The 15,080-nt window shown below is 73.1% G+C and carries 14 protein-coding genes; 9 read left to right on the forward strand and 5 right to left on the reverse strand.

Annotated elements, in window-relative coordinates; translation table 11 throughout:
• Window positions 1-77 precede the first annotated feature (77 nt).
• A complete protein-coding gene (gene coaE / locus QCZ28_RS19510) occupies window positions 78-1,259 on the forward strand; it encodes a dephospho-CoA kinase (protein WP_279518000.1) in 1,182 nt (393 codons plus the stop codon).
• A gap of 9 nt (window positions 1,260-1,268) precedes the next feature.
• Here the strand turns inward: coaE and QCZ28_RS19515 are convergent, their stop codons facing one another.
• Window positions 1,269-3,038 carry a hypothetical protein gene (locus tag QCZ28_RS19515; RefSeq protein ID WP_279518001.1) on the reverse strand — a complete coding sequence of 590 codons (1,770 nt, stop codon included), beginning with the start codon at window positions 3,036-3,038 and terminating at the stop codon, window positions 1,269-1,271.
• Window positions 3,039-3,337: 299 nt separating this feature from the next.
• Between QCZ28_RS19515 and uvrB the strand changes: the two genes are divergently transcribed.
• The 4 genes from uvrB (at window position 3,338) to QCZ28_RS19535 (ending at window position 7,847) form a co-directional block, all read left to right on the forward strand.
• Window positions 3,338-5,443 (forward strand): excinuclease ABC subunit UvrB, encoded by a 2,106-nt coding sequence (gene uvrB / locus QCZ28_RS19520; RefSeq protein ID WP_279518002.1) that lies wholly within the window; start codon window positions 3,338-3,340, stop codon window positions 5,441-5,443.
• A gap of 84 nt (window positions 5,444-5,527) precedes the next feature.
• Window positions 5,528-6,337: an AraC family transcriptional regulator gene (locus QCZ28_RS19525; protein WP_279518003.1), complete on the forward strand. Its 810-nt coding sequence runs from the start codon at window positions 5,528-5,530 to the stop codon at window positions 6,335-6,337.
• A 92-nt stretch (window positions 6,338-6,429) separates the two neighbouring features.
• Window positions 6,430-6,798: a VOC family protein gene (locus tag QCZ28_RS19530; RefSeq protein WP_279518004.1), complete on the forward strand. Its 369-nt coding sequence runs from the start codon at window positions 6,430-6,432 to the stop codon at window positions 6,796-6,798.
• Between the two features lie 191 nt (window positions 6,799-6,989).
• A complete protein-coding gene (locus QCZ28_RS19535; protein WP_279518005.1) occupies window positions 6,990-7,847 on the forward strand; it encodes a helix-turn-helix transcriptional regulator in 858 nt (285 codons plus the stop codon).
• A 112-nt stretch (window positions 7,848-7,959) separates the two neighbouring features.
• Here the strand turns inward: QCZ28_RS19535 and QCZ28_RS19540 are convergent, their stop codons facing one another.
• The gene (locus QCZ28_RS19540) at window positions 7,960-8,253 is read right to left on the reverse strand and encodes an antibiotic biosynthesis monooxygenase family protein (protein ID WP_124770950.1); all 294 of its coding nucleotides are present in this window, start codon (window positions 8,251-8,253) and stop codon (window positions 7,960-7,962) included.
• Window positions 8,254-8,335: 82 nt separating this feature from the next.
• Between QCZ28_RS19540 and pnuC the strand changes: the two genes are divergently transcribed.
• From pnuC to QCZ28_RS19555, 3 genes are all read left to right on the forward strand, one after another.
• The gene (gene pnuC / locus QCZ28_RS19545; RefSeq protein WP_279518006.1) at window positions 8,336-8,992 is read left to right on the forward strand and encodes a nicotinamide riboside transporter PnuC; all 657 of its coding nucleotides are present in this window, start codon (window positions 8,336-8,338) and stop codon (window positions 8,990-8,992) included.
• On the forward strand, window positions 8,989-10,113 hold the full coding sequence (locus QCZ28_RS19550; RefSeq protein ID WP_279518007.1) for an AAA family ATPase: 1,125 nt from the start codon (window positions 8,989-8,991) through the stop codon (window positions 10,111-10,113). The genes pnuC and QCZ28_RS19550 overlap by 4 nt, the downstream gene beginning before the upstream one ends.
• Before the next feature lie 311 nt (window positions 10,114-10,424).
• Entirely contained in the window at window positions 10,425-11,423 is a 999-nt protein-coding gene (locus QCZ28_RS19555; RefSeq protein WP_279518008.1) for a TerC family protein, read from the forward strand.
• Between the two features lie 37 nt (window positions 11,424-11,460).
• Here the strand turns inward: QCZ28_RS19555 and QCZ28_RS19560 are convergent, their stop codons facing one another.
• Both QCZ28_RS19560 and QCZ28_RS19565 read right to left on the reverse strand, forming a co-directional pair.
• On the reverse strand, window positions 11,461-12,384 hold the full coding sequence (locus QCZ28_RS19560; protein WP_279518009.1) for an NlpC/P60 family protein: 924 nt from the start codon (window positions 12,382-12,384) through the stop codon (window positions 11,461-11,463).
• Between the two features lie 59 nt (window positions 12,385-12,443).
• The gene (locus tag QCZ28_RS19565) at window positions 12,444-13,541 is read right to left on the reverse strand and encodes a dipeptide epimerase (RefSeq protein WP_279518010.1); all 1,098 of its coding nucleotides are present in this window, start codon (window positions 13,539-13,541) and stop codon (window positions 12,444-12,446) included.
• A gap of 44 nt (window positions 13,542-13,585) precedes the next feature.
• Between QCZ28_RS19565 and QCZ28_RS19570 the strand changes: the two genes are divergently transcribed.
• Window positions 13,586-14,383, forward strand: a complete 798-nt coding sequence (locus QCZ28_RS19570; RefSeq protein WP_279518011.1) for a tyrosine-protein phosphatase — start codon at window positions 13,586-13,588, stop codon at window positions 14,381-14,383.
• On the opposite strand, the gene QCZ28_RS19575 is transcribed toward QCZ28_RS19570, so the two are convergent.
• Window positions 14,352-15,053 (reverse strand): lysoplasmalogenase, encoded by a 702-nt coding sequence (locus QCZ28_RS19575; RefSeq protein WP_279518012.1) that lies wholly within the window; start codon window positions 15,051-15,053, stop codon window positions 14,352-14,354. The two genes, QCZ28_RS19570 and QCZ28_RS19575, sit on opposite strands and share 32 nt — an antisense overlap.
• Window positions 15,054-15,080 lie beyond the last annotated feature (27 nt).

Raw genomic sequence — 15,080 nt, forward strand, 5'->3', positions numbered from 1 at the left:
GGAGCTGCGCCGGTCGGCGGGTCGCCGGGTGGTGGGCGGGTTTGGCGGCGGGCTTGTGGATCCGGTTGACTGTTCGGGTGCTGAGGGTGGGGTTGACCGGCGGGATCGGGTCGGGCAAGAGCGCGGTGGCCGCGCGGCTCGTCGAGCGGGGCGCGGTGCTCATTGACGCCGACCAGGTGGCCCGGGAGGTGGTGGCGCCGGGTACGGACGGGCTGGCCGAGATCGTTGCGGCCTTCTCCGACGCGGTGCTGGACACCGACGGCGCGCTGGACCGGGCCGCCCTGGGAGCGGTGGTGTTCGCCGACGAGGCCGCCCGGCGTCGGCTGGAGGCGATCACCCACCCCCGGGTCCGGGCCCGCACCGCGGAGCTGACCGCCGCGGCGGCACCCGACGCGATCGTCGTCAACGACGTGCCGCTGCTGGTCGAGGTGGGTCTCGCGCCGACGTACCACCTGGTGGTCGTGGTGCAGACGGCCGTGCCGACCCGACTGGAGCGGCTGGCGCGCGACCGGGGGATGAGTCGCGCGGAGGCCGAGCGGCGGATCGCCGCCCAGGCCGACGACGCCCGCCGCCGGGCGGTGGCCGACGTGGTGCTGACCAATGACGGCAGTCTGGCGGCGCTGCACGACGCCGTCGACGGGCTCTGGCAGCAACGGCTGGTGCCCTACGACGACAACCTGCGCCAGCGGCGGGTGGTCCCGCCGGACCCGGCGGCGTCGGCCGGAGCCGACGCGAGCTGGTCGGAGCAGTACGAGCGGCTGGCCGCCCGGATCCGGCACGCGCTCGGCTCGGCCGCCCTGCGCATCGACCACATCGGCGCGACGGCGGTGCCCGGCCTCGCCGCGCAGAACGTCATCGACGTGCAGGTGGCGGTCGGGAGTCTCGCCGACGCCGACGGGCCGTTGGCCGAGCGGCTGGCGAGCGCCGGGTTCCCGCGCGTGCCGGGGCAGTGGTGGGACGACCCGCGCCCGGCCGGCAGGGGGCGTTGGGAGAAGCGGCTGCACGGCAGTGCGGACCCGGCCCGCCCGGTTCGTCTGCACGTGCGGGTGGCGGATTCACCGGGCTGGCGGTACGCGTTGCTGATGCGCGACCACCTGCGTGCCGACCCGGATCAGCGGGCCGCGTACCTGCTGCTCAAGCGGGACCTGGTCGCTTCGGCGCCGGAGGCCGGCGATTCCGGCACGGCCCGCAACCCGTGGTTCGACGAGGAGTACCTGCGGGCCGAGCAGTGGGCCACGCAGACCGGCTGGCGGGCCTGAGGTCGCTGGTCAGCGGGTGCCGGGCCGAGGGGCCGAGGGCCGGGGAGCCGCCGGTCGGGGTTTGGCGGGCCGGGGGTTGGCGGCCAGCCGGGGCACGACGGCGGGTTGGAGGTCCAGGTGTGCCCACGCGCCGACGTCGGTCCGCACCTCGAGTCGGCGCAGCGACCCGTCCCCGCGGTCGATCCAGTAGCGCAGCCGCGCGCCGGCCGGACCCGCCTCGATGACGTCCACGGTCCGTCCGGCGGCGACATCGTCGCGTATGCGTACGGCCGCGCCCCGGTGCCCGACCGACCCGGCGGTCACCGCGGCGTCGACAAGCACGCCCAGGTCGTCCCCGCCGGCTCGGGTGACCCGCCAGGTCCCGGCCGGGGGCGGCAGCGGCGGCCGGGCCGGCGCCTCGGCGGTGCCGCCGCCGGCGGCGACCGCCGGCAGGTCCGCCCGGGCCAGACCGGCGGCGTCGCGTCGCAGCAGGGTCCGGCGATCCGGTACGCCAAGGTCGGCGACGGCGAGGTACGCGGTCCGCGCGGTCCAGCTCACCCAACCGGCGCCCCGCAGGTTCGTGTCCGTGCCGACCGGCGCGGTCAGGGTGAGCGTGGCACCGCCCTGGGCGCGGAGCCGGGCGGGCAGCCGGTCGAGCCGGCGCTGTTCGGCGTCGGTCAGCGCGCGGGGCAGACCGGGCCGGCCGCCGAGGGCGTCCACCGGTCGTAGTGTCGGCCGGTCCTCCCGGTTGAACACCACGGTGACCGGGCCGGCGCCGGGCAGCCGGGTCACCAGCTTGTGCAGCCGGGCGTCCTGGTCGAGCCAGTACCGGGTCTGTCCGTCCGGGGCCGGCGTCGCGGCGCCGGGGGTGCCGGGCGCCGCGCTGGCGGCCGGCGTACCGGTGGCCAGTGGCGCCTGTATGACGTCCAGGGGGCCGGCCGGCGCGGTGTCCCGGGCGATCCAGCGCGCCTCGCCGGACGGTACCGTCCGGGCCGGGTCCGGGCGATCGGCGGCGAGATCGAGGAGCAGGTCGAGCACCGGTGCCAGGTGCGCCCCGGGGGTCAGTCGGTGCAGCCGCCACCGATCCGCCGGCGGCATCAGTGGCGGTGCGGCGGGAGTGGGCACCGCCGCCGGATCGGGCCTGATCACCAGCACCGGCCCGCTCTTCTGCAGCAGCCCGCGTTCGGCGCCGGCACCCGGCCCGCCCACGTCGAGGTAGAGCAGCGACCGGGACCAGTCCACCCAACCCACCAGTTCGAGGCGGGCGGCGTCGGTGCCGGCCGTCACGCGTACGCCGGCGCGCAGGTCCCGCAGGTTGGTGACCCGTACGGCGGCCAGTCGCTCGGCCTCCGACACGGTCAGCGGCCGGGCTGGCTCGGGCGGGTCGGGCGCCCAGCTCAACAACCCGAGCACCAGGGCGGTCGCGGACGTCACCGCCGTCAGGCCGAGCAACAGCAGCACGGTACGCCGACGACGGCCGGCCGTGGCCGGGCCGGCGGTGTCGCTGGTGTCTGACGTGTCGGTGAGGTCGTCGGGGCCGGTGGTCGCGTGGTCCTGCGCGAGGGGCCCCGCGGCGGTGGCCCGGCCGCTGGCGCTCTGGCGGCCGGCGGTGCTCTGGCGGCCGCTGGTGGTCCGGCGGCGGGCGGTGGCCCGGCGGGCGCCGCCGGTGGTGCGGCCTGTCGTGGACGCGCCGCTGGCTGAGCCGCCGTCGCCGCCCGGGGCGTTGCCGGTGCTCGGGTCGCCCGGCCGCGACGGGGCAGCGTGGGCGGTGTCGGGCGCCGGGGTCGGGGAGGTGTCCACGGAGATGAAACGGCCGGGGCGGCACCGAGGTGACGAGCAGGGGCGCTCGCGGCGGCCGGTCTGCGCCTCGAGCGCGACCACACGGGTGCGCACGCCGGACGAGCCGGGTGCTGCGACCGCAGTGCCGGGGGCGACCGGCCGTGATGTTGGCCTGGCCACCGGCCCGGTCGGCCGCCGCGAGCGGCCTACAGGAAGAGGGTAGTCCCGGTGACATGGGCCACACAATGGGAATATTGAAGCCGATCACGTACCTGGCGTGACGGCCGTTCCTGTCTTACCTGCGGCGTACCGTTGACGGCATGGCGCTCGACATTCCCCGGCTCGACAGCCGCTTCCAGGTCGTCAGTGAGTTCCAGCCGGCCGGCGACCAGCCGACCGCGATCGACGATCTTGAGCGTCGGGTTCGGCGCGGCGACCGCAACACCGTGCTGCTCGGCGCGACGGGCACCGGCAAGAGTGCCACCACGGCGTGGCTGATCGAGCGGCTGCAACGCCCCACCCTGGTGCTCGCCCCGAACAAGACGCTCTGTGCGCAGTTGGCCAAGGAGTTCAGCGAGCTGCTGCCGCACAACGCCGTCGAATACTTCGTGTCGTACTACGACTACTACCAGCCCGAGGCCTACATCCCGCAGACCGACACCTACATCGAGAAGGACTCCTCGATCAACGAGGAGGTGGAGCGGCTGCGGCACTCGGCGACGATGTCGCTGCTCACCCGCCGCGACGTGATCGTGGTGGCGACCGTCTCGGCGATCTACGGGCTGGGCACCCCGGAGGAATACCTCGACCGGGCGGTGAAGGTGCAGGTCGGCCAGGATCTCGACCGCGACCAGTTGCTGCGCCGGCTGGTCGACATCCAGTACACCCGCAACGACATGGCCTTCCAGCGCGGCACCTTCCGGGTCCGCGGTGACACCCTGGAGATCATCCCGGCGTACGAGGAACTGGCCGTGCGCATCGAGCTCTTCGGTGACGAGGTGGAGAAGCTCTACTACCTCAACCCGTTGACCGGTGACGTGGTCCGCGAGGTCGACCAGTTGGTGATCTTCCCGGCCACGCACTACGCGGCGGGCCCGGAGCGGATGGAGCGGGCGATCCGCGACATCGAGGTCGAGCTGGCCGAGCGGCTCGCCGAGCTGGAGCGGCAGGGCAAGCTGCTGGAGGCGCAGCGGCTGCGGATGCGCACCACCTACGACATCGAGATGATGCGGCAGGTGGGTTTCTGCTCCGGCATCGAGAACTACTCGATGCACATGGACGGGCGGCTGCCCGGTAGCCCGCCGCACTGCCTGCTCGACTACTTCCCCGACGACTTCCTCACCGTGGTCGACGAGTCGCACGTGACCATCCCGCAGATCGGCGGCATGTACGAGGGCGACGCGTCGCGCAAGCGGATGCTCATCGACCATGGCTTCCGGCTGCCCAGCGCGGCCGACAACCGGCCGTTGCGCTTCGACGAGTTCCTGGAGCGGGTCGGGCAGATGGTCTTCCTCTCCGCGACCCCCGGCACCTGGGAGATGGAGCAGGCCCAGGGCGAGTTCGTCGAGCAGGTGATCCGACCCACCGGCCTGGTCGACCCGGAGGTCGTGATCAAGCCGACCAAGGGCCAGATCGACGACCTGATGCACGAGATCAAGCTTCGGACCGACCGGGACGAGCGGGTTCTTGTCACCACGCTGACCAAGAAGATGGCCGAGGACCTGTCCGACTACCTCCTGGAGAACGGCATCCGGGTGCGCTACCTGCACTCGGAGGTGGACACGCTGCGCCGGGTGGAGCTGCTGCGCGAGCTGCGCAAGGGCGACTACGACGTGCTGGTCGGCATCAACCTGCTCCGCGAGGGTCTGGACCTGCCCGAGGTGTCGCTGGTGGCGATCCTCGACGCGGACAAGGAGGGCTTCCTGCGCAGCGGCCGGTCGCTGATCCAGACCATCGGTCGAGCCGCCCGTAACGTCTCCGGTCAGGTGCACATGTACGCCGACAAGATCACCCCGTCGATGGCGGCGGCGATCGACGAGACCGATCGGCGGCGGGCCAAGCAGATCGCGCACAACGAGGCGCACGGCATCAGCCCGGAGCCGCTACGCAAGAAGATCCACGACATCCTGGACGACATCTACCGCGAGGCGGAGGACACCGAGAACTCCCGGGTCGGGGGTGCGGTGCGGCAGCTCTCCCGCGGCAAGGCGCCGGTCAAGGAGACCCGCAGCCGGAGCCGCTCCGCCGCCACCACCTCCCGGGAGGGGATGGCCCGCGCCGACCTCGCCCAGCTCATCCAGGAGCTCAACGACCAGATGCTGGCCGCCGCCCGCGAGCTGCAGTTCGAGTTGGCGGCCCGGATCCGTGACGAGGTCTCCGAGCTGAAGAAGGAGCTGCGCGGCATGGACGCCGCCGGCGTGCGGTGACGGTCTCCCCGGTCGGCCACGCCCGAGCGTTACGCCTGGGCCCGCCGACCGGGGCAACACGAAGGGCGGGCCCAGTTGACGGCGGTGACGCCGGTTGGCGAGATGGTCCTCGGGCTGCCCGAGGCGAGGCTGCGTCCGTTCGTCGACCGCTACCTGGGCTACCGGGAACGCGCTGACGTGCCACTGGTCCGCCGGGAATCGGCGGGCGTCTTCGTGGTGCTGATCCTGGGTTGGGGCGCTCCGCTGGACGTGACCGACCCGCGCAGCACCGAGCGCGGCGTCACCGCTGTCGACTCGTTCGTGGCCGGCACCTTCGACGGTTGGTGCACCACGCGCACGGTGGGCGTGGGGGAGGGTGTCGAGTTGCTGCTCGCCCCGCTGACCGCCCGCCGGCTGCTCGGCCTGCCGCTGGGCGAGCTGACCAACCGGGCCGTCGGCGTGGGGCAGCTCCCGGGCCACTGGCTGGATCGGCTGCGCGACCGACTCGCCGAGGCGCCGGGCTGGCCGCAGCGGTTCGCCCTGCTCGACCGGGTGCTCACCGCCCGGCTGACGGCGTCCCCGCCGGTGGACCCGCGGCTCGCCTGGGCGTGGCGGTGGCTCGTCGCCAGCGGTGGGCGGGGGAGCGTCGGTGCGCTCGCCGACGAGCTGGGCTGGAGTCGGCGGCACCTCGCGTTCCGGTTCCGGCAGGACGTCGGGCTGCCCCCCAAGATGGCCGCCCGGCTGCTGCGTTTCCAGCAGGCGCACGCCGCGTCGACCGAGATCGGGGCGAGCGGGCGGGCCGTCGACTGGGCCGCGGTGGCGGCGGCCTGCGGTTACTACGACCAGTCGCACCTGATCCGGGACTACCACCAGTTCGCGGGGGCGACGCCGGCCGCGCTGCTCGCCGCCCGGTGACGACGCTCGACTGACCCCCCGCTCGCGACGGCGACCCGCCGAGGTCGCATTCGTCCAATCCGGATTAGCGCCGCCGGACGCAGAATCGGGTCATGCGAACCATCTATCCGATCCTCCGTTACCCCGATCCCCGCGCCGCGATCGACTGGCTCGGCGCCGCCTTCGGTTTCCAGGTGCACGCCGTGCACGAGGCACCCGATGGCACTGTCGCGCACGCCGAGCTGATCCTCGACACCGGCATGATCATGCTGGGTGGTCGGGCCGACGCCGCGCCCCGCCCGGCTGACGACGACTGGTCGGTCTACGTGGCGGTGCCGGACGTCGACGCGCACTGCGCGCGGGCCCGGGCGGCCGGCGCCGAGATCATCCGCGAGCCGTTCGACACCGACTACGGCTCCCGTGACTACGCGGCGCGCGACCTGGCCGGCACCGTCTGGTCGTTCGGCACGTACCGGCCCTGAACCCCGCCGAGTCGGTCCACGGTCCGGCGGGAACCGTTCCGCTCGACCGTGAACCGCCGCTGACCTGCGGAAACGATGCGGATGAGTGGATCCGGCCGGGTGGCGGCACCGAATGCTCCGATTGCGGTGTGCGAGCGAACTATTGCACTGGGTGATCGTCCTGCGTAGTCTCCCTCGGTGGGGAGGCCGGGATGCCGCTGCCAACAAGTCCTGTTATTCGACGTGCACGTCTCGGCGCAGAACTGCGCCAGCTTCGTCGGCGCGAGTCGCTGACCCTGGAGCAGGTCTGCGACCGGCTGGGCTGGGCCTCGACGTCCAAGCTGTCCCGCATCGAGCTGGGCCAGAGTCGCCCGGACCTTGCCGACGTGCTCGATCTGCTGGACGTCTACAAGGTGCCGACGCCCGCCCGGGAGGCGCTGATCGTCATCGCCCGGGACGCGGCGACCAGTCGAGGCTGGTGGAAGACGCTGGGCGAGATGAGCGAACGGCAGCGCACCTACGCCGAGCTGGAGGCGGGTGCCGCCGACATCGTCGAGTACCAGCCGTCGGTGGTGCCGGGGCTGCTGCAGACGCCCGCGTACGCCCGGGTGCTGGTCACGGCCAGCGCCCGGCTCACGCCGGAGGTCGATGTGGACGCCGAGGTGCGCGCTCGGGCGCTACGGCAGGAGGTGCTGCGGCGGGCCTATCCGCCGCGCTACACGGCGGTGCTCGCCGAGGCCGTCTGCGACCAGGGTGACCTGCCGGTGGCGGTCTGGCGGGAGCAGTTGCGGCATCTGGTCGCGGTGACCGGGCTGTCCCATGTCACGGTGCGACTGCTGCCGCGCGGGGTCGCCGGTGACGGGCTGCACCCGCTGACACCGTATTCCTGCTATGCCTTTCCCGACCCGGCGGACCCGCGGACGGTGATGCTCGAGGCGCTGACCACCGACGTCCGGCTGGCCACCGCGCTCGATGTCGACCGCTACCAGCGGATGACCGAGGCGTTGCTGGCCTCGGCGCTGTCGCCGGAGGAGACCGTCACCGTGCTGGCCCGCCGCGTCGGCGAGTAACCGCCGACGGTGCGGCGCCGCGCGGCCACCGGGCCCGGCGCCCCCGAGCCCGTCGGGACCGGCGGCCGGCGCGTGCGTCCGGCACGATAACCGCGGGGTACGACAGGCAGGCTCAGGCCGGCACGTCGAGGAAGTGTTCGACCACCGGCGGTCCCGCGAAGTGGGGGCCGATCAGCGCCCGCCACCGCTCGAACCGTTCGGTGGCCCGGAAGTTCTCCTCGTGCGCCTCGACCGAGTCCCATTCGACGAGCAGCACGAAGCGGGTCGGCGACTCGATTCCCCGGGTCATCCGCACGGACCGGCAGCCGGTCGCCCCGGCGAGCACCGGGTGCCCCTCGGCGTACGCGGCGGCGAACGCGTCCTCGTGTCCGGGCAGTACGTCGATCAACGCGACCTCAAGCACCATGTCGGACAGCCTCCCACGGTGGTCGTCGCCGGTGGTGTCGCGGGGTCTGTTCCGGCGTCGGTGACGCCCCTAGGGTGGCCTGGTGATCATTGACTGGCTCACCGGCACCGCCTTTCGGGTGGCCGGTACGGGCACCACCTGGGCGGAGCTGCTGAGGTTCGCGACCGGTGTGCTCAACGTGTGGCTGGTGGCCCGGCAGAAGATCGCCAACTGGCCGATCGGCATCGCCAACGTGCTGCTGCTCATGCTGCTGTTCTGGACCGCCGGCCTGTACGCCGACGCGGGGCTCCAGGTCGTCTACGTCGCGCTCGGCTGTTACGGCTGGTGGCACTGGCTGGTCGGTGGCGAGCGGCGCACCCGGCTCACGGTGAGCCGGACGGGACGACGGGAGTGGTTGGCGCTGGCCGCCGCCGGGGTGCTGCTCACCGGCGTGCTCTGGGTGCTGTTGGACCGGGCCACCGACTCGACGGTGCCGCTGCCGGACGCGTTGACCACGGCGCTGTCCCTGCTGGCCACGTACGGGCAGACCCGCAAGCGGGTGGAGAGTTGGTGGCTCTGGATCGCCGCCGACCTGATCTACATCCCGTTGTACGCGTACAAGGGGCTGCACCTGACCGCCGTCCTCTACCTGGTCTTCCTCGCCCTGTGCGTGCTCGGGTTGCGGGCCTGGCGGGCCGATCTGCGTCGGGTCGACCGGCCGAGCGCGGTCCCGCCCGGCCCGGCCGCGGTCGCCGCGTGAGCGCCGGGACGTCTGGCCGGGCACCGGCGCCACGCTCGCCGGGGCGACCGGACGCCGTGGAGTTCGGGCACGGGATGGTGGTGGGCAAGTTCTATCCACCGCACGCCGGGCACCACGCGCTGATCGCGGCGGCCGCCGCCCGTTGCGCCGAGGTCACCGTCGTGGTGGCGCCCTCGTGTCGGGAGTCCATCCCGTTGCCGCTGCGCCTGGACTGGCTGCGGGAGGTGCATGCCGACACGCCGTGGGTCCGGTTCGTCGGGCGGTACGACGACCACCCGGTGGACTACGCCGATCCGGCCGTCTGGGACGCGCACTGCGCGGTGTTCCGTGAGGCGGTCGGGCCGGGGCCGGTGGACGCGGTCTTCTCCTCCGAGGCGTACGGCGCCGAGTTGGCGCGCCGGTTCGACGCCGTACCCGTGTCGGTGGATCCGGACCGGCGGACCGTGCCGGTGTCCGGGACGGCCGTGCGCGCGGATCCGGCGGGTCACTGGCGGTGGCTGAGCGCGCCGGTGCGGGCGTGGTTCGTCCGGCGGGTGGTGGTGGTCGGGGCCGAGTCGACCGGCACCACGACGATGGCGGAGGCGCTGGCGGGGCACTACGGCACGTCCTGGGTGCCGGAGTACGGCAGGGAGTTGACCGCCCGCAAGCTGGCCCGGTTGCGGGAGCGGACGCCGACGGCGACGGTCTTCGACGTCACGTGGGACCGGGACGACTTTCGCGCCGTGGTCCGCGCGCAGCAGGCGGCCGAGGACGCGGCGGCCCGGACGAGCGGGCCGCTGCTGGTCTGCGACACCGACGCGCGGGCGACGGCGGTGTGGGAGGAGCGTTACCTGGGCAGCGCGTCGGAGCAGGTGCGGGCGGCGGCCCGTCGGCCGGCGCTGTATCTGTTGACTGATCACCGGGGGGTGCCGTTCACCGATGACGGGCTGCGCGACGGCGAGCACCTGCGGGAGTGGATGACCGAGCGGTTCCGGGCCGAGCTGGCGGGGTGCGGGGTGCCGGTGGTGGAGCTGACCGGGTCGCCCGCGGAGCGGTTGGCCCGGGCGGTGCGGGCCTGCGACGACCTGCTCGCCGCGGGTTGGTCCCTCGCCGGCCCGATCGCCGCACCCGACCTGCACTAGCCTCCTAGGAAGCCCTAGGCGGTGTGGCGCCGAACAGGGTGTTCGGAGCCACCGGCTGCCCGGGGTGTGATCACGGGCAGTGGTGGGCAACAATGGTCACCGAGGAGGGGAGTATTCCCCCGCAACGGAGTCGTCAGCACGGTCGAACGCCGGGTTCCACGGTGGCCGACCCGGCCCCGTAGGTCGCCGCCCTTCCCGGGCGGCGGCGGAAGAGACCTCCGACAGTCACCAGAGTGAGCGACAGCGGCACACCGGCCCCCGTGGGGGCGTACGGTGTGCCCGACGCCGCGTGTCTGCCGGAGGAATGAACGTTGGACGTGTCCGGATTGGTGTGGGCGGGGACGCTTGTCGCACTGACTGCGGTCCTGCTCGCCGACCTGTTGATCATCGGTCGGCGCCCGCACGAGCCGAGTGTGCGGGAGTCGAGCCTCTGGGTCGCCTTCTATGTGGGGCTCGCCCTGATCTTCGGCGCGGGTCTCTGGCTGACCTCCGGTGCCAGCGCGGCCGGCCAGTTCTACACCGGTTGGCTCACCGAGTACAGCCTCTCGGTGGACAACCTCTTCGTCTTCGTGATCATCATGGCCCGCTTCGGGGTGCCCCGGCAGTACCAGCAGAAGGTGCTGCTCGTCGGCATCGTGCTGGCGCTGGTGATGCGGGGCGGGTTCATCGCGGCGGGTGCCGCGCTGATCTCGCAGTTCTCCTGGGTCTTCTACATCTTCGGCGCGTTCCTGATCTACACGGCGGTGAACCTGGCCCGGCAGGGTGAGCCGGACGAGGACGAGTTCTCCGAGAACGTGCTGATCCGGTGGAGCCGTAAGGCGCTGCCGATCTCGAAGGACTACGACAGCGCGAAGCTCACCACCCGCGTGGACGGCCGGCGGCTGTTCACCCCGATGCTGATCGTGATGATCGCGATCGGCACCACCGACCTGATCTTCGCACTGGATTCGATCCCGGCGATCTTCGGCATCACCCAGGAGCCGTACCTGGTCTTCACCGCGAACGTCTTCGCGCTGATGGGCCTTCGTCAGCTCTACTTCCTGCTCGGTGGCCTGCTCGACCGGCTGATCTACCTGAGCTACGGCCTGGCCGTGGTGCTCGGCTTCATCGGGGTCAAGCTGGTGCTGGAGGCGTTGGCCGACAACAACCTGCCGTTCATCAACGGTGGTGAGCACGTCGGCTGGGCGCCGCACATCCCGATCTGGTTGTCGCTGCTGGTCATCATCGGCACCCTGGGTGTCGCCACCGCCGCCAGCCTGGTCAAGTCCTCGCGGGACCGGCGTCGCGAGTTGGCCGACGCCCGACGCTGACCGGTCACCGGCCGGGCGCCGAGAGGCGTCCGGCCGGTCAGACCCGGTGCGCGCCCACCAGCGTCGCGGTCCGGTCGGCCGGCAGTGGTTCCTCGATGACCCGCCGCCGCCGGTAGCAGGCGTGCAGCATCCGGCGTTGCCCGCCGTCGCCGGGCGTCGCGGTGACGATGCCGATGTGGTGGATCTTGCGGCCGGGTCGGGCGAAGAAGTAGAGGTCGCCGGGGCGTTCCGCGCCCAGCGGCACCGGGGTGGTGGCGGCGGCCTGGTCGTCGGCGTCGCGGGGCAGCAGCACCCCGAACCGCCGCCAGGCCAGATGCACCAGCCCTGAGCAGTCGATGCCGTGCGCGGACAGGCCGCCCCAGATGTAGACCACGTCCAGCAGTCGCTGTGCCACCGCGAGCGCCTGCTCGGCGGTCGGCGCCGCGGCCGACGCTGGCACCAGGTGCTCGTCGGGAAGCCAGAGCGGCGTGGGCCGGCCGGGGACGTGCACCGGCCGCCAGCCGCCGCGTACGGGGCCGGCCGGGACGAGGCGGGTGCCGACGACGACGCCGGGCAGCGCCACCGGCCCGTTCGGGGCGGTGTGGAGCCCGGTGACGGTGGCGTCCACCACCAGTGGGTCACCGGTGCCGGTGTGGGCCGGGTCGACTGTGGTCAGTTGGTCGGTGGGGAGCCAGCCCGGGTAACCGCGGGGGTCCAGCTTGGCCGCTGGTTGCTCGACGGCGACGACCCGCGCCCAGCCGTCCGGGCGCAGCTCGCTGACGAGGACCCGCTCGCCGAGCAGGAGTTGGCTCAGCACGCAGTCGCCGACCTGCTGGTCGGTGTCGAGTCCGGAGACCCAGGTCAGGATGTCGGCGCCGGCGGTCAGCGCGGGGCGGTCGACCGGGCGGACCGCCTCGGGGGAGGTCCACAGCGTCGCCACGGCGACCCGGACGAGGGCCTCGCGGCCCGGTTGCAGCTGCACGTCAACTCCCAGATCGCGTCGGCTGTCCCGGGAAACCCTATGAAAGAAACCGACCACCATCAACCGTGAGTCTGCACTTTTGCTTCAGTCAGGCCGGAGATGCCCAGGCCAGGGGCGTCCGGCAGCACCACGCTCGCGCCGTCGTAGCGAATGCCGCCCTGCACCGGTGACCAGGCCAGCCACCAGGCGGCGTCCAGGTCGGCAACCGCTGTGGTGCCGTACGCGGCCACCAGGCTGGCCGCCGCCCCGATGCCGACCTGGCTCTCCATCATCGAGCCCACCACCGTGCCGAGGCCGTGCGCGGTGGCCAGTTCGAGCAGGGTGCGCGCCGGGTGCAACCCACCGCACTTGGCCAGCTTGACGTTGACCAGGTCGGCGGCGCGGCGGCGGATCACCTCCACCAGGTCACGGACCCCGAAAACCGCCTCGTCGGCCAGGATCGGCACGGACACCCGGTCACTGACCCAGGCCAGCCCATCCAGGTCCCAGCGGACCACCGGCTGCTCGACCAACTCCACGTCGAGCCCCGCGTCCTCGATCCCGCGGATCACCCGGACCGCCTCCCGGGGCGTCCAGCCCTGGTTGGCGTCCAACCGGATCCGGATGCCGGGGCCGACGGCCGCCCGCACCGCCCGCACCCGGTCCAGATCGCCGGCCGCGTCGGTGCCGACCTTCAGCTTGAGCACGCCGAAGCCGTCGGCCTGCCGCTGCCGTGCCGCGGTCGCCAGGTCCACCGCGTCGCCCGCCGCCAGCGTGACGTCCGTCGGGACCCGCAGCGAGGTGCCCCCGAGCAACCGCACCAGGGGTACGCCCAGTCGCCGCGCGGCGAGGTCGTGCAGGGCGACGTCGACAGCGGCCTTCGCCGCCTCGTTGCCGACCACGGCGCGCTGCACCTCGGCGCAACGGGTCACCAGGTCGTCCGGGTCGCGGCCGATCAGCTGGGGGCCGAGCAACTCGCGGACGCACGCCTGTGCGCCGGCAACCGACGCGCCGGTGACCTGCCAGACCTGGGGGGCCTCGCCGAAGCCGGACCGGCCGTCGCTGTCGACGAGTTCGACGACCAGCGTGTCCACTGTGGTGGTACGGCGCAGGGCGGTGACGAACGGGGTGTGTAAGGGGGCGGAAACCCGGTGGGTGCGTACCGCCGAGATCGTCATGTGGGGCACTCTATATCCAGGTTCACGGCGGGAGGGGAGACCGGATGACCGGGCAGGGCTGGGAGCTGGTGGGTGCGCCGAACGCGCGTGACCTGGGCGGCCTCGTCGGCGCGGACGGGCGGCGGGTCCGGGTCGGCCAGTTGATCCGCACTCCGGCGCTGGGTCGGCTCACCGACGAGGACCTGCCGGTGCTGGCGAAACTGGGGCCGGCGTGCGTGCTGGATCTGCGCGACACCACGGAGATCTCGGTCGCCCCGGCGGACCGGCTCGCCGGTGAGCCACGGGTGGTGCGGCTGCCGGTGCACGATGCGGAGCACCCGGTCTTCACGTACGTCTCGGCGGTGCTGCTCGGCCACGATCTGAACGCGTACGCGGAGCTGGCCCGGCAGGGCACGGCCGGGGCGATGGCGGCGATCTACCGCTGGTTCGTCACGGGTGAGTCGGCGCGGGTCGGTTTCGCCGAGGCGGTGCGCCTGGCGGCGCGACCGGAGAACCTGCCGGTGGTCTACCACTGCTCGGCGGGCAAGGACCGCACCGGTTGGCTCACCGTCATCCTGTTGACGGCGCTCGGGGTGGACGAGGCGGCGATCCGTGCCGACTACCTGCGCAACAACGAGCTGACCGACAGCCTGCGGGCGGTGATCGTCGAGGCGATGCGGCGGCGGAACCCCGAGCTGGACGTGGACGCGGTGCTGCCCGTGTTGGAGGTCCGCGCCGAGTACCTCGACGCCGGTTACGCCGAGGTGCGTCGGGTGCACGGCTCGTTCGACGCGTACCTGCGTGACGGGCTGGGGCTCACCGACTCCGACCTCACCGCGCTGCGGGCGCAGCTGCTGGAGTGACAGCTGAGCCGGGCGGTGTGCCGGCGCGGGCGACCCAACCGGTGACGATCAGCGCCTGGCCGGCGGCGTAGGTCGCCATGATCAGCACCGGCGCGCCGGGTGGCTGGGCCACCTCGGCCACCCCGGCGGCGATCAGCAGGTCGGAGCCGAGGAAGAGCGCGGCGCCGAGACCGACCCGCCAGCCCTGGGTGGTGGCGGTGGTGGCCATGGCGGCCAGCGCGATCGCGTACCCGGCCACCGGTACGGCCAGCCCGACGTCGGTCAGGCCCGCCCACATCCAGGCCAGGGCGACGACGGTCAGCAGCGCGTACACCACTGGGACGGCGAGCAGCGGCGGCCGGCGCAGCGCGGTCGCGGCACCGTGGCGGGTGAAGGCCGCGAGGTAGCAGAGGTGCGTGCCGAGGAAGCAGGCCATGCCGGCGAGGAACCAGCCGGTGCCGTCGATCATGAGGGCGATGTCGCCGCCGGTGGCGAAGGCCAACGCGGCGAGCAGCAGCCGGTCCGGTCGGGCTCCGCGTTCGGCGCTGGCCCGCCACAGGTACGCGACCAGCAGCGGCATCAGCAGCGGCTTGGTGAGCAGGAGGGCGGTGCCGCCGCCGGTGGCGTTGGCCAGCAGGTTCGCGGCGGTCGCGACGAGGAAGGCGATCAGCACGGTGCGGCTGCGGGGCATCGGCGGCTCCGGGGTGGGGGGTGCGAG

The organism is Micromonospora sp. DH14, from assembly GCF_029809455.1.
In the GTDB taxonomy this organism is placed as follows: domain Bacteria; phylum Actinomycetota; class Actinomycetes; order Mycobacteriales; family Micromonosporaceae; genus Micromonospora; species Micromonospora parva.